10 protein-coding genes are annotated in these 15,111 nt (G+C 70.9%); 3 read left to right on the forward strand and 7 right to left on the reverse strand.

Going from position 1 to position 15,111, the window contains the following annotated elements; genetic code table 11:
- Nucleotides 1–92 precede the first annotated feature (92 nt).
- From MKP15_RS07115 to cysD, 7 genes are all read right to left on the reverse strand, one after another.
- A complete protein-coding gene (locus MKP15_RS07115; protein WP_240212309.1) occupies nt 93–875 on the reverse strand; it encodes a TrmH family RNA methyltransferase in 783 nt (260 codons plus the stop codon).
- 72 nt (nt 876–947) lie between these two features.
- On the reverse strand, nt 948–2,450 hold the full coding sequence (locus MKP15_RS07120; RefSeq protein WP_161613315.1) for an alanine/glycine:cation symporter family protein: 1,503 nt from the start codon (nt 2,448–2,450) through the stop codon (nt 948–950).
- A gap of 88 nt (nt 2,451–2,538) precedes the next feature.
- On the reverse strand, nt 2,539–3,075 hold the full coding sequence (locus MKP15_RS07125) for a GNAT family protein (protein ID WP_104939430.1): 537 nt from the start codon (nt 3,073–3,075) through the stop codon (nt 2,539–2,541).
- Nucleotides 3,068–6,193, reverse strand: coding sequence for an efflux RND transporter permease subunit (locus MKP15_RS07130; RefSeq protein ID WP_161613313.1), 3,126 nt, complete (start codon nt 6,191–6,193; stop codon nt 3,068–3,070). Before MKP15_RS07130 ends, MKP15_RS07125 begins: the two co-directional genes overlap by 8 nt.
- The gene (locus tag MKP15_RS07135) at nt 6,190–7,263 is read right to left on the reverse strand and encodes an efflux RND transporter periplasmic adaptor subunit (protein ID WP_104939432.1); all 1,074 of its coding nucleotides are present in this window, start codon (nt 7,261–7,263) and stop codon (nt 6,190–6,192) included. The genes MKP15_RS07130 and MKP15_RS07135 overlap by 4 nt, the downstream gene beginning before the upstream one ends.
- 375 nt (nt 7,264–7,638) lie before the next feature.
- Nucleotides 7,639–9,522 (reverse strand): sulfate adenylyltransferase subunit CysN, encoded by a 1,884-nt coding sequence (gene cysN, locus MKP15_RS07140; RefSeq protein ID WP_345778723.1) that lies wholly within the window; start codon nt 9,520–9,522, stop codon nt 7,639–7,641.
- Nucleotides 9,519–10,472 (reverse strand): sulfate adenylyltransferase subunit CysD, encoded by a 954-nt coding sequence (gene cysD / locus MKP15_RS07145; protein ID WP_275692509.1) that lies wholly within the window; start codon nt 10,470–10,472, stop codon nt 9,519–9,521. The genes cysN and cysD overlap by 4 nt, the downstream gene beginning before the upstream one ends.
- Nucleotides 10,473–10,627: 155 nt before the next feature.
- Between cysD and MKP15_RS07150 the strand changes: the two genes are divergently transcribed.
- From MKP15_RS07150 to MKP15_RS07160, 3 genes are read left to right on the forward strand one after another with little or no spacing between them, the layout of a single operon-like run.
- Nucleotides 10,628–12,514 (forward strand): assimilatory sulfite reductase (NADPH) flavoprotein subunit, encoded by a 1,887-nt coding sequence (locus MKP15_RS07150; RefSeq protein WP_240212237.1) that lies wholly within the window; start codon nt 10,628–10,630, stop codon nt 12,512–12,514.
- A 36-nt stretch (nt 12,515–12,550) separates the two neighbouring features.
- The gene (gene cysI / locus MKP15_RS07155) at nt 12,551–14,257 is read left to right on the forward strand and encodes an assimilatory sulfite reductase (NADPH) hemoprotein subunit (protein ID WP_240212238.1); all 1,707 of its coding nucleotides are present in this window, start codon (nt 12,551–12,553) and stop codon (nt 14,255–14,257) included.
- Nucleotides 14,254–14,988 (forward strand): phosphoadenylyl-sulfate reductase, encoded by a 735-nt coding sequence (locus MKP15_RS07160; RefSeq protein WP_240212239.1) that lies wholly within the window; start codon nt 14,254–14,256, stop codon nt 14,986–14,988. The genes cysI and MKP15_RS07160 overlap by 4 nt, the downstream gene beginning before the upstream one ends.
- Nucleotides 14,989–15,111 lie beyond the last annotated feature (123 nt).

Raw genomic sequence — 15,111 nt, forward strand, 5'->3', positions numbered from 1 at the left:
GCGAGGCCGGCGGCGACGAGCCCCGCGCGGGCCTGTCCCTGGCAACCCGACCGCCTTGCGGCGGCGCCTGGCCGGGGTCGCCCGGGGTGGTCTCAGTCCCGGGCCTGGCGGCTGCGCCAGCCCGCCAGGAACACCGCGGTGGCGGCGGCGACGTTGAGGCTTTCCACCGCGCCGGTGCCGGGAATGGACAGGCGCAGGTCGCAGTGCTGCGCGAACTCGCGGTCCATGCCCTCGCCTTCGGCGCCCATCACGTAGACCATGCGCGGCGGCAGCGGCGTGGCGAACAGGTCCTGCCCGCCTTCCACCAGCGTCGCGGCCAGCGCGAAGCCGGCAGCGCGCAGCTGCGACAGCGCCTGCGGCAGCGCCGGCAGGCGCACCAGCGGCACCGCTTCGGCACCGCCCTCGGCGACGCGGGCGGCGGCGCCGGACAGGCTCAGCGTCGACTCGGCCGGCAGCAGGATGCCGGCCGCACCGAAGTGTGCGGCCGAGCGCAGGATCGCGCCGAAGTTGTGCGGGTTGCCCACGCCGTCCAGCCACAGCGCCAGCACCGGCCCGTCAGGCAGCGCCGCCAGCCAGGCGGCCAGCGGCTGCGGTTCGGCGCGCAGCACGTCGGCCACCACGCCCTCGTGGTGGGTGGTGGCGGCGAGCTTGTTGAGGTCGCCCTCGCCGACCACGCGATAACCGACGCGGTTGCCCACGCACCACTTCAGCAACGGCTGCAGCCGCGGGATCAGCGCTTCGGCCAGGTACAGCTTGCGCAGCGCCTGCGGGCGCCGCGCGTGCATCGCCAGTACCGCGTTGACGCCGTACAGGCGCAGTTCGTCGTTGCCGCGTACCGGGCCGGCGCCGTCACCGCGCGCGCCCGAAGGCGGCAGAGGCGTGGCGCGCGGCGGGCGCGCGGAAGGACGACGGTTGTTCCAGGGGCTGTTCACTGCCGTTGCACTCGCTTACTTGTTGCCGCGCCAGAAATCGGCGTTGCGGATGCCCAGCGCATCCGGGTCGAACACCGGGTCCAGGCCCTGCTTCTTCTGCCGCTCGTAGTCGGACAGCGCCAGCATCGCCGGCTTCTGCAGGATCAGGATGGCGATCACGTTGAGCCATGCCATCAGGCCGACGCCGATGTCGCCCAGCGCCCATGCCATCTTGGCGTTGTGGAAGGCGCCGAACACCACCATGCCCATGATGCCCAGGCGCAGCACCAAGGTCGCCGCCGGGTGGGTGCGGTTGCTGCCGGCCAGGTAGGTCAGGTTGGTCTCGGCCATGTAGTAGTAGGCCATGATCGTGGTGAAAGCGAAGAAGAACAGCGCCAGCGCCACGAAGCCCGCGCCCCAGCCCGGCAGCACCGACTCGACCGCGGCCTGGGTGAACAGCGCGCCCTCGGAGGGCGCCACGCCGGGCACGCCGCTGACGATCGCCTCCAGCTTCTGCACGCCGCCCTCGGTGACCTCGCGGAACACGTTGTACATGCCGGTGGACAGCAGCAGGAAAGCCGTGGAGGTGCACACCAGCATGGTGTCGAAATAGATCGCGAACGCCTGCACGTAGCCCTGCTTGGCCGGGTGCGAGACTTCGGCCGCGGCGGCCGCGTGCGGGCCGGTGCCCTGGCCGGCTTCGTTGGCGTAGATACCGCGCTTCACGCCCCAGGCAATGGCCTGGCCGATGATGCCGCCGAAGGCCGCATGCGCGCCGAAGGCGCTGGAGAAGATGTCGGCGAACATCGTCGGCACCTTGCCGGCATTGAGCATCATCACCACGATGGCCATCAGGATGAAGCCCAGCGCCATGAACGGCACGATCACCTCGGCGAAGCTGGCGATGCGCTTGACCCCGCCGAAGATGATCACACCCAGCAGCGCCGCGACCGCGACGCCGATCCACAGCTTCATGCTGGCCGCACCGCCCAGCGAAGCGCAGGCGTCGGCACCGGTGCACAGCACGTTGACCGCGCTGTCGGCGATGGCGTTGGCCTGCACGCCCGGCAGCAGGAAGCCGGCGGCGATGACCGTGGCCACCGCGAACACCGCCGCGTACCACTTCAGGCCCATGGCCTTTTCGATGTAGTAGGCCGGGCCGCCGCGGTAGCGGCCTTCGGCGTCCTTGGTCTTGTAGATCTGCGCCAGGGTCGACTCGACGTAGGAGGTGGAGGCGCCGAGGAAGCCCATCACCCACATCCAGAAGATCGCGCCCGGGCCGCCGTAGGCGATGGCGGTGGCCACGCCGGCGATGTTGCCGATGCCCATGCGCCCGGCCATCGACATGGCCAGCGCCTGGAACGAGGAGACGCCGGCATCGGACTTCTGCCCGCGCACGGTGAGCCGGCACATCTCGGCAAAGCCGCGGATCTGCATGACGCGGGTGCGCAGGGTGAACCACAGCCCTGCGCCCAGACACATGAAGATCAGCGCATTGCTCCAGATGATGCCATTTACGAATTCGACGATGGATTCCACACGATCTCCCCGGATGGCTGAAGGTAGGCGGGTGCCGGCTTCAGGAACCGGCGATTCTTCCACGATTGCAGGGCCCTGTGCAGGGCCGTCACGACCCCGGCGGCCACGCCCGCAGGCGGGCGAAGCAGCGCATGTCGTGCAGTACGCCATCCTTGAACACGGCCTGGCGCTCCAGGCCTTCCTCGATGAAACCGGTCTTGAGCAGCACCCGCGCCGAGGCGGGATTGCCGGCCATGACCTGTGCCGCGAGCCGGTACAGGCCCAGTTGTTCCATCACCCACGGCGCGAAACCGTCCACGACCGTGGTCATGATGCCCTGCCCCCAGTGGCGCCGCCCCAGCCAGTAGCCCAGGGTCGCGCCATGGCGGCGCTCGCCGCTGCCCTGCTGCACGCCGATGCCGCCGCAGGCCTCGCCGTCGATCTCCAGCGCGAACACCGGCCCGGACAGGTCCAGCACCTGCCCGGACAGGAACGCCTCGCCGTCGGCACGGGTGTAGGGATACGGGAAGCGCGTGCCCAGCCCGCGCGACACCGCCGCGTCATCGGCATGCCGCAGCAGCGACGCCAGGTCGTCCGCCCGCCAGTGGCGCAGCCGCACCGCGCCGATGGCGGGCGGCTCACGCATGCCCGCCCACCGATGGCGTGTCGCGTTCCTGCCTGGCCAGCTCGTTGGCCACCGTTTCCGGCGACTGCGTGTACGGCGCCAGCAGCGCGTAGAACGCCGGCACCACGAACAGCGACAGCAAGGTGGAAACGGCGACACCGAAGATCACCACGATGCCGATGGTGCCGCGGCTGGCCGAACCCGGGCCGCCGGCCAGCACCAGCGGCACCGCGCCGACCACGGTGGCGATGGAGGTCATCAGGATCGGACGCAGGCGCACCGTCGAGGCCTCGACGATGGCCTGGTGCACGTTGCGGCCCGCGTCGCGCAGCTGGTTGGCGAACTCCACGATCAGGATGCCGTTCTTCGCCGCCAGGCCGACCAGCATGACGATGCCGATCTGGCTGAACAGGTTGAGCGTGCCGCCGCTGACGTACAGGCCGACGAAGGCGCCGAGCACGCCCAGCGGCACGGTGAGCATGATCACCAGCGGGTGGATGAAGCTCTCGAACTGCGCGGCCAGCACCAGGTAGACCACCAGCAGCGCCATGGCGAAGGTCAGCAGCACCGCGCCGCCGGCGCTTTGGTACTCGCGCGACTCGCCCTTCCAGTCGATCTGCGCGTACTCGGGCAGCTCCTCGCGGGCCACCTGCTGCACCCAGGCGATGGTCTCGCCCAGGGTATGGCCGGGGGCCACGCTGGCGCTGATGGTGATCGAGCGCAGCCGGTTGAAGCGGTTCAGGGTGCCGGCCTCGGCCACCTCGCCGAGGCTGACCAGGTTGGACAGCGGCACCAGTTCGCCCGAACGCGCGCGCACCTGGATCGCGGCCAGGTCGGCCGGCGACGCACGGCCCTCGCGGCCGGCCTGCACCAGCACGTCGTATTCCTCGCCGTTGTCGACGAAGGTGGTGACGCGGCGCGAGCCCATCATGGTTTCCAGCGCGCGGCCGATGTCGGTCACGCTCACGCCCAGGTCGGCCGCACGCTGGCGGTCGATGTTGACCCGCATCTGCGGCCGGGTTTCCTTGTAGTCCGAATCGGCGCCGACCAGCCCCGGGTAGTCGGCCATGCGCGCCAGCAGGCGGTCGCGCCACTGCGCGATCTCCGCGTATTCCGGCCCGCCTAGCACCACCTGGAACGGCTGCCCGAAACTGCGCACCAGGCCGCCGCCGACCTGGGTGCGCACGCGCACGCCGCTGAGGCCGTCCAGTTCCTTCTGCAGCGCGCTGGCGACGTCGGCGGTGGCTTCCTGGCGTTCGCGCCAGGGCTGCAGGAACACGCTGATGCGGCCGGTGTGCATTTCCTCGCTGTTGCCCCAGCCGCCGGGCACGCGCGGGTTGGCGCGCACGATCGGCTCCTCGGGGCCGACGAAGCGGTCGACGATGCGCTCGACCTGCTGCACCTGGCCGACGGTGTAGTCGAAGCCGGCGCCCTCCGGGCCGTCGATGATGATCTGGAACGAGCCGCGGTCCTCGGCCGGCGCCAGCTCCGACGGCAGCAGCCGGAACAGGCCCCAGCTGGCGCCCAGCGCGGCCAGCATCACCAGGCCGAACACCCAGCTGCGCTGCACGTGGCGGTCCAGCACCCGGCCGTAGGCGGCCGCCACCCGCGCCAGCTGGCCGTCGATGAAACGGTTGATGCGGTTGGGCCGGCGCTCGCTGTGCGGCCTGAGCAGCTTGGACGCCATCATCGGCGTCAGGGTCAGCGCGACGAACGCCGACAGCGCCACCGCCGCGGCCAGCGCCACCGCCAGCTCGCGGAACAGGCGGCCGGTGTTGCCCTCCAGGAAGCCGACCGGCAGGAACACCGCCACCAGTACCGCGGTGGTGGCGATCACCGCGAACGCCACCTGCGCGGTGCCGCGGCGCGCGGCGACCAGCGGCGGTTCGCCCAGGTCGATGCGCCGCTGCACGTTCTCCACCACCACGATGGCGTCGTCCACCACCAGGCCGATGCACAGCACCAGCGCCAGCAGGGTGAACAGGTTGATCGAAAAACCGAAGGCGAACAGCGCGATGAACGCCGCCACCAGGCATACCGGCACCGTCACCGCCGGGATCAGCGCCGCGCGCAGGCTGCCCAGGAACAGCCAGATCACCACCAGCACCAGGAGCATCGCCTCCACCAGGGTGGCATAGACGCGCTCCACCGCCGCCTCGATGAAGGTGGTGTTGTCGAAGGCGACGAAGATCCGGGTACCGGCCGGCAGGGTCCTGGCGATGCGCTCGGCCTCGGCGCGGGTGGCGCGGGCCACGTCCAGCGCGTTGGCGGTGGAGGTCTTGACGATGCCCAGGCCGATGCCGGGCTCGCCGTTGCTGCGGTAATAGGCGCGGCGCTCGGCCGAGGCCAGCTCGACCTTGGCCACGTCGCCCAGCCGCACCACGTAGCCGTCGCTGCCCTTGCCCAGCGGGATGCTGGCGAAATCGGCCGGGGCCACGTAGCTGCGCTCCACGCGCAGGGTGAAATCGCGGTCGGCCGACTCGATGCGCCCGGCCGGCAGCTCCACGTTCTCGTTGCGCAGCGCCGATTCCACCTCGCCCACGGTCAGCCCGCGCGCGGCCAGCTGGTCGCGGTCCAGCCAGATGCGCATGGCATAGCGCTGGCGCCCGCCGATGCGTACCTGGGCTACGCCGTCGATGCTGGAGAAGCGGTCGACCACGTAGCGCTCGGCGTAATCGCTGAGCTCCAGCGTGTCCATCGTCGAGGAGCTCATGTTGAACCAGATGATCGGGTCGGCATCGCTTTCGACCTTGGCGATCTCCGGCGGGCGCGCTTCCTCGGGCATGCGGTCGGCGACCCGGCTGACCGCATCGCGCACGTCGTTGGCGGCGGCCTCGATGTCGCGGTTGGCGGTGAACTCGATGCTCACCGAGGCGCGGCCGTTGGTGCTGCGCGCATTGATGGTATCGATGCCCTCGATGCCGGCCAGCGCGTCTTCCAGCACCTGGGTGATGCGGCTTTCGATCACCGCCGCCGAGGCGCCGGTGTAGTCGACCGACACCGAGACGATGGGCGGGTCGATCGCCGGCAGCTCACGCAGGGTCAGGCGGCTGAAGGACATCAGCCCCAGCACCACCAGCAGCAGGCTCATCACCACGGCCAGCACCGGCCGCTTGATCGACAGGTCCGACAGCTTCATTCGGCGCTGGCCCCGGCGGCGGCCGGCGCGGCCTTGGCGTCGGCGATGCGCAGGCCCGGGCGCAGCTTGCCGGTACCGTCGACGACGATGCGCTGGCCGGCCTCCAGCCCTTCCACGATCTCCACCACGCCGGCGCGGCGGGTGCCGGTCCTGACGTCGGCGCGCTCGACCGTGGCGTCGTCGCGGACCCGGAACACGTAGGAGTCACGGCCGACCTGGACCACCGCGATCTCCGGGATCACCAGCGCCTGCCGCTCGGGGCGGAACACGCGCACGTCCAGCAGCATGCCCGGGCGCAGCGCATGGTCGGGATTGGCGAAATCGGCGCGCACGGTGACCGCGCGGCTGCCCGGGTCGACCCGCGCATCGACGGTGCTGACCTCGCCCTCGAAGCTGCGCCCCGGGTAGGCGATGCTGCTGCCGCTGACCTTGTCGCCGGGCTTGAGCGAGGCCAGCTCGGCTTCCGGCACCTGGAAATCGACATGCATCCGCGAAATGTCGTCGAGCGTGGCGATCACCGTGGTCGGGGTGACCAGCGAACCGGGGCTGACCTGGCGGATGCCGAGCACGCCGGCGAACGGCGCCCGCACCTGGCGGTCGGCCACGTCGGCGCGCATCTGCCGCACCCGCGCCTCGGCCGCGTCGCGGATCGCCTTCTGGGTATCAAGGGTGGAACTGGCGACCAGCTGCTGGGTGGCCAGCTCGCTCTGCCGGCGGTACAGGCGGTCGGCTTCGTCGAAGGTGGCCTGGGCCTGCGCCAGCGCCGCCTGCTGCGCGTCGATGCGCAGGGTCACCAGCGGTGCCCCGGCGGCCACTTCCTGGCCGCTGCGGAAATGCACCGCGTCGATGATCTCGCTGACCTTGGCGGTGACGGTCACCGACTCGCGCGCCCGGGTGGTGCCGATGGCCTGCAGGGTGTCGTTCCAGGCCGAACGCGCGACCACCTGGGTGGTGACCGGCACCGGCGCGCCCTGCGCACGCGGCGCATCGCCGCTCCCACGGCCGCAGGCGGCCATTCCCAGCGCCAAGACAATGCCACCGGCCAGGGTGGCCGAAAAACGCCACAACATACGTCGTTCCGTCCGCTACACGATCGCGCAGTCTAGCCGCCGCCAGTGAAGGGCCGGATGTGCCATTGGGTGGGGCCGGGCCATAACCTGGGCGGGGTCACCCATTGCCTGCCGCCATGGCTTCCGGCCGCGCCGGGGGGCGGGCGGCCGCGAGTGCCGGACCGCGCCCGGGGACGACCCTGGACGGCGCGGACGCGTACTTCGGCAAGCGCCCCTGCGACGGCGCAGGACGGCCGTGCATTCACCTTGCCGGCAGGCAAGCGGGCGCCCGCCCCGGGCGGCGGACGTGCGCCGCCCAGCGCCGCGCCGCCGGCCGGGGGGCGGGCAGCATCGGCCGCACGTGCAATGCGGCCGCAGTGCTCTGCGGCCCGCGCCTCAGCGCAATGCCAGCCGTACGACCTGGTCGGCCATCGCGTCCAGCGCCTCGCCGTCGGCGTACAGGTGCAGTTCCGGCGCTTGCGGCGGCTCGTAGGGCGAATCGATGCCGGTGAAGTTGGGAATCTGCCCGGCCCGCGCCTTGCGGTACAGGCCCTTCACGTCGCGCGATTCGGCGACCTCCAGCGGCACGTCGACAAAGATTTCGACGAACTCGCCCGGGGCGAAACGCTCGCGCGCCATCTGCCGCTCGGCACGGAACGGCGAGATGAAGCTGACCAGCACGATCAGCCCGGCGTCGACCATCAGCCGGGCCACCTCGGCCACGCGGCGGATGTTCTCCACCCGGTCCTCGTCGGTGAAGCCCAGGTCGCGGTTCAGGCCGTGGCGGACGTTGTCGCCGTCAAGCAGGAACGTGTGGCAGCCACGCGCGTGCAGGCGCTTCTCCACCTGGTTGGCGATGGTGGACTTGCCCGCGCCGGACAGGCCGGTGAACCACAGCACCCGCGGGGTCTGCCCCTTGATCCGCGCGCGCGCGGCCGGATCCACGTCCAGGTGCTGCCAGTGCACGTTGCCGGCACGGCGCAGGGCGAAGTCCAGGGTACCGGCGGCGACGGTGGCGTTGCTCTGGCGGTCGATCAGGATGAAGCCGCCCAGCGCGCGGTTGCGCGCATAGGGTTCGAAGGCGATGGGTTCGTCGAGGGACAGGTTGCAGTAGCCGACCTCGTTCAGCTCCAGCCGCTTGGCGGCCAGCTTGTCCTGCGTGTTCACGTCGATCCGGTGTTTGATCTCGCTGACGCTGGCGGCCACGCTGCGGCTGCCGATCTGCAGCCAGTACGGCCGCCCGGGCAGCAGCGCGGCATCGTCCATCCACAGCACGTGCGCGGCGAACTGGTCGGCCACTTCCGGCGGGTCGCCGGCGGCGGCGATCACGTCGCCGCGACTGACGTCGATCTCGTCGGCCAGGACCAGGGTCACCGCCTGGCCGGCGCGGGCGACGTCCAGCGGGCCATCCGGGCCGAGCACCTCGCGCACCGTCGAACGCCGCGCCGACGGCAGCACCACCACCGCGTCGCCGGCGCGCACCTGGCCGGCGGCGAGGGTGCCGGCGAAGCCGCGGAAATCCTGGTGCGGCCGGTTCACCCACTGCACCGGCAGGCGCAGGCCGCCGCCGCCGTCGTGGCCGGCGATGGCCACCGTGTCCAGGTGCTCGATCAGGGTGGGACCGTCGTACCACGGCATCAACGCCGAGCGCGTCGACAGGTTCTGCCCTTCCAGCGCCGACAGCGGGATCGCCTGCACGTGGGCGATGCCCATCTGCGCGGCCAGTGCCGCGTACTCGGCGGCGATGCGTTCGAACACCGCCGCGTCGTAGCCGACCAGGTCCATCTTGTTGACCGCCAGCACCACCTGGCCGATGCCCAGCAGCGAGATGATGTAGCTGTGGCGGCGGGTCTGCTGCAGCAGCCCCTTGCGCGCGTCCACCAGCACCACCGCCAGATCGGCGGTGGAGGCGCCGGTGGCCATGTTGCGGGTGTACTGCTCGTGGCCCGGGCAGTCGGCGACGATGTACTTGCGGCGATCGGTATCGAAATAGCGGTAGGCCACGTCGATGGTGATGCCCTGCTCGCGCTCGGCGGCCAGCCCGTCCAGCAGCAGCGCATAGTCGATGCGTTCGCCCTGGGTGCCATGGCGGCGGCTGTCGGCCTCCAGCGCGGCCAGCTGGTCGTCGAACAGGCGCTTGCTTTCGTACAGCAGCCGCCCGATCAGCGTGCTTTTGCCGTCATCGACGCTGCCGCAGGTGATGAAGCGCAGCAGCGGCTTGGATTCGTGCTGCTGCAGGTAGGTGGCGATATCGGAAGACGTTGCCGGTGCATTCATCAGAAATAGCCCTCCAGCTTCTTCTTCTCCATCGACGCGGACGGGTCGTGGTCGATCACCCGGCCCTGCCGCTCGGAACGGGTGGACACCAGCATTTCGGCGATGATCTTCTCCAGCGTGTCGGCCTGCGATTCGATGGCCCCGGTCAGCGGGTAGCAGCCCAGCGTGCGGAACCGCACCCGGCGCAGCTGCGGCACCTCGCCCGGACGCAGCGGCAGGCGCGCGTCGTCGACCATGATCAGGCTGCCGTCGCGCTCGACCACCGGGCGTTCGGCGGCGAAGTACAGCGGCACCACCGGGATCTTCTCGCGGTAGATGTAGAGCCAGATGTCCAGCTCGGTCCAGTTGGACAGCGGGAACACGCGCACGCTCTCGCCGGGGTGGATGCGCGCGTTGTACAGGTTCCACAGCTCCGGCCGCTGGTTCTTCGGGTCCCAGCGGTGGCGGTCGTTGCGGAACGAGAACACGCGCTCCTTGGCCCGGGATTTCTCCTCGTCGCGGCGCGCGCCGCCGATCGCCGCGTCGAACTTCCATTTATCCAGCGCCTGCTTCAGGCCCTGGGTCTTCATCACGTCGGTATGCACCGCGGCGCCGTGGCTGACCGGGCCGATGTCACGGGCGATGCCATCGGGATTGATGTGCACCCGCAGGTCCACGCCGGTTTCGGCCACGCGACGGTCGCGGAAGGCGATCATCTCGCGGAACTTCCAGCGCGTATCCACGTGCAGCAGCGGGATCGGCGGCACCCCGGGCGCGAACGCCTTGAGCAGCAGGTGCAGCAGCACCGAACTGTCCTTGCCGACCGAATACAGCAGCACCGGGTTGGCAAAGCCGGCCGCGACCTCGCGCAGGATGTGGATGCTCTCGGCTTCCAGCCGGTCCAGGTGCGACAGGGTCACGGTAGCGGTCATTGCGGCAGGTTCTGGGACGCTCTGGAAACGGGAGGGTAGCAGCGCGGGCCGGTACGCAACCCGGCAGGGCAGCGAGTGTGGGGTCCGCGCGCCCCGCGCAGAAATGAACGCAGGGCATGAACCGATAACCGCGCATCCTTTCCCGCGCCCCGCGCCGCTCCCTAGCATCGGTCACCCCATCCCCGACCGGACCGGACATGACCGCCGCCGCTGCCACCGTGCCCCCCAGCCCCCTGCCCGAGGACCGCAGGGCGCTGCTGGCGCGCCTGGTCGAGGGCCTGGACGGCAACAGCCTGTGGTGGCTGTCCGGCTTCGCCGCCGGGCTGGCCCAGGGCCATCCGCCGCCGTCGCTGGCGGTGATTCCCGGCGGCCAGCCGGCGGCGCCGGCCAGCGGCCGCCTGACCATCGTCTATGGCAGCCAGACCGGCAATGCCCGCCGCGCCGCCGAGCAGCTGGCCGCCGACGCCGAGGCCGCCGGGCTGGCGGTGCGGCTGCTCCGCGCCGACGCCTACCCCACCCGCGAACTGGCCGGCGAGCGCCTGCTGTACATCGTCATCAGTACCCAGGGCGAGGGCGACCCGCCGGACGACGCCATCGGCCTGGTCGAGTTCATCGCCGGCAGGCGCGCACCGAAGCTGCCGGAGCTCAGCTACGCCGTACTCGGCCTGGGCGATTCCAGCTACGCCGATTTCTGCGGCATCGGCCGCAGGCTGGACGCACGCCTAGCCGAACTGGGCGCGCGGCGCCTGCAGCCGCTGGGCGAGGCCGACCTCGACATTGACAGCGTCGCCACGCCGTGGCGCAGCCGTGCCCTGGCGGACGCACGCCAGGTGCTGGGCGAAGCCGCCGCGACGACCGCCAGCAACGTCACTCCGCTGCGCCACGGCCACGGCCACGGCACGGCATACAGCGCACAGCATCCATTCGCGGCCGAACTGCTGACGCGGCAACCGATCAGCGGCCGCGACTTCAAGGGCCCGGCCTTCGGCCACTACGGCCGCTTCGACAAGCGCGTGCACCACCTCGAACTGTCGCTGGAGGGCAGCGGCCTGCACTATGAGCCGGGCGACGCGCTGGGCATCGTCCACCGCAACCCGCCGCAGCTGGTCGATGCGATCCTCGCCGCCACCGGGCTGGACGGCGACACCGGCGTCAGCCATGGCGGCCATGAGCGCCCGCTGGCGCAATGGCTGGGCGAACACCGCGAACTGACCCGCATTTCGCGCCCGTTGCTGGCGACCGTGGCCGAACGCAGTGGCAGCGCCGACCTGGCCGGCCTGCTGGAGCCGGCCCGCAGCGGTGAACTGGCCGCCGTGTTCGCCGATCACCAGCTGGTCGACGTACTGCACCGCTGGCCGGCCGACTGGGACGCCGCCGCACTGGTCGCCGCGCTGCGCCCGGCCGCGCACCGGCTCTACTCCATCGCCTCCAGCCGCAGGCGCGTGGGCGAGGAGGTGCACCTGACCGTGGACGAACTGGCCTACGACGCGCACGGCCGCGGCCATGTCGGCGCCGCCAGCGGGTTCCTCGCCGCGCTGCAGGAAGGCGCGCAGGTGCCGGTGTTCGTCGAACCGAACGAACGCTTCCGGGTTCCCGCCGATGCCAGCCGCGACATCATCATGATCGGCCCCGGCACCGGCGTGGCGCCGTTCCGCGGCTTCGTGCAGGAACGCGCCGAGACCGGCGCCAGCGGCCGCAACTGGCTGTTCTTCGGTGCCCGCCACTTCAACAGCGATTTCCTCTACCAGGTCGAGTGGCAGGAGGCCCTGCAAAAGAAGGAACTGCATCGCCTCGACCTGGCCTTCTCCCGCGACCCTCTGAAATCCCCGCACACGGATGCGCGGGCGGGCTCGCAGCAACGCATCTACGTGCAGCAGCGCCTGCGCGAGCGCGGCCGCGACCTGTACGACTGGCTGCAGGGTGGCGCGCACCTGTACGTGTGCGGCGCCATCGCCATGGGCAGGGACGTGCATGCCGCGCTGCTGGACGTGGTGGCCGCGCACAACGGCGGCGATGCCGAGGCCGCCGCCGGGTACCTGTCCGCGCTGCAGCGCGAAGGCCGCTACGCCCGCGACGTGTACTGACGTGTTGCGCGCACCCACACCGCCATTGGACACACCATGAGCCACCCATCCGTCGAAACCATCAAGCGCGAAAGCCGGCGCCTGCGCGGCACCATCCACCAGGGCCTGGACGATGCCACCACCGGTTCGCTGGGCTTCGAGGACCAGCGCACCATCAAGTTCCATGGCAGCTACCAGCAGGACGACCGCGACCTGCGCGACGAGCGCCGGCGGCAGAAGCTTGAGCCCGCGCACCAGTTCATGATCCGCATCCGCGCGCCGGGCGGCGTGTTCACCCCGCAGCAGTGGCTCGGGCTCGACCGCATCGCCACCACCTGGGCCAACCACTCGCTGCGGGTCACCACGCGCCAGACCTTCCAGTTCCACGGCGTGATCAAGCGCGAGTTGAAGGCGACGATGCAGGCGATCAACGCCGCGGCGCTGGACACCGTCTCGGCCTGCGGCGACGTCAACCGCAACGTGCTGGGCGCCAGCAGCCCGCTGCTGTCGGGCCTGCATGCACAGGTGCACGCGTGGGCGCAGCAGCTGTCGCTGCGCTTCCTGCCGGCTACCCGCGCCTACTATGAGATCTGGCTGGACGAGGAAAAGGTCGCCGAAAGCGGGGTCGAGCACGAACCGCTGTATGGCGACACCTACCTGCCGCGCAAGTTCAAGATCGCCGTGGCGGTGCCGCCGTACAACGACGTCGATGTGTTCGCCAACGACCTCGGGCTGGTCGCCATCGTCGACGACGCCGGCAACCTGGCCGGCTTCAATGTCGCCATCGGCGGCGGCATGGGCGCCAGCCATGGCATCGCCGCGCATTACCCGCGGCTGGGCAACGTGATCGGCTTCGTGACCCCGGAACAGGTGTTCGCCATCGCCGAGGCCGCCATCACCGTGCAGCGCGACCTGGGCGACCGCGAGGAACGCAAGCACGCGCGCTTCAAGTACACCATCGACGACCACGGCACCGACGCCATCGTGGCGCTGATGCAGGAACGCGCCGGGGTGGTGCTGCAGCCGGCGCGGCCGTTCCGCTTCGAGCACAACGGCGACCGCTTCGGCTGGGTCGAGGGTGCGGACGACCTGTGGCACCTCACCCTGTCCCTGCCCAGCGGGCGCATCGCCGACACCCCGGGGCGGCCACTGCTGACCGGCATGCGCGAGATCGCGCGGGTGCATCACGGCGAGTTCCGCCTGACCGCCAACCAGAACCTGATCATCGCCGGCGTGCCCGCGGCACAGCGCGCGCGCATCGACGCACTGGTCGCGCAGCATGCGCTGGACCTGGAGAACAACGCGCCCACCGCCACCGCGCGTGGCGCGGTGGCGTGCGTGGCGCTGCCGACCTGCGCGCTGGCGATGGCCGAGGCCGAACGCTACCTGCCCGGCTTCCTCGCCGCGCTGGAACCGCTGCTGGCCCGGCACGGCCTGCGCGAGGTGCCGATCCTGCTGCGCATCTCCGGCTGCCCCAACGGCTGCTCGCGCCCGTACCTGGCCGAAATCGCCCTGGTCGGCAGGGCGCCGGGCCGCTACAACCTGTTCCTTGGCGGCGACCACCGCGGCCAGCGCCTGAACACGCTGTACCGCGACAACGTCACCGAGGCGCAGATCCTGCAGGCGCTGGAGCCGCTGCTGGCGCGCTATGCCGCCGAACGCGACGCGGACGAACGCTTCGGCGACTTCCTGCACCGCCGCGGGCTGATCGAACTGCCGCCCTACCCGACCCACCGCCAGATTGCCGTGGAACTGCACGCATGAGCGCTCTGCCCCTGTCTTCCCGCCACACCGGCAACACCGCGTCCCCCGAGGAAACCGCCGCGCTCGACGCGCGGCTCGAGGCGATGGACGCGACCGCGCGTGTGCGCTGGGCGCTGCAGCACCTGCCCGGCACCCACGTGCTGTCCTCCAGCTTCGGCGCGCAGTCGGCGGTGACCCTGCACCTGCTCAGCCGCGAGCGGCCGGACATCCCGGTGATCCTGATCGACACCGGCTACCTGTTCCCGGAAACCTACCGCTTCGCCGACACCCTCAGCGAGCGCCTGGGCCTGAACCTGAAGGTGTACCGGCCGCTGGTCAGCCGCGCCTGGATGGAGGCCCGCCACGGCCGCCTGTGGGAACAGGGCCTGGTCGGCATCGAGCAGTACAACAACCTGCGCAAGGTCGAGCCGATGAAGCGCGCGCTGGACGAGCTGCAGGCCGGCACCTGGTTCACCGGGCTGCGCCGCAGCCAGTCGAGCGGCCGCGCCGCCACGCCGGTGCTGCAGCGCCGCGACGCGCGCTGGAAGGTCAACCCGATCGCCGACTGGAGCGACCGCGACGTGTGGCAGTACCTCAAGCAACATGACCTGCCCTACCACCCGCTGTGGGAACAGGGCTATGTGTCCATCGGCGATTACCACACCACCCGCCGCTGGGAACCGGGCATGCGCGAGGAGGACACCCGCTTCTTCGGCCTCAAGCGCGAGTGCGGCCTGCACGAGGACATCTAGGGCGGCCAGCGTGCCGCGTTTGCGCGGCGGGCGCCTGCGCGGCAGGCGCCGCCCACCATGGACGATTCGTCGCACCCCGCAGTGCCGGGCTTGCCCGGCAGCAGCTTCCCGGGCGAGACCAGC

The organism is Stenotrophomonas sp. Y6, from assembly GCF_022436665.1.
GTDB lineage: Bacteria > Pseudomonadota > Gammaproteobacteria > Xanthomonadales > Xanthomonadaceae > Stenotrophomonas > Stenotrophomonas acidaminiphila_A.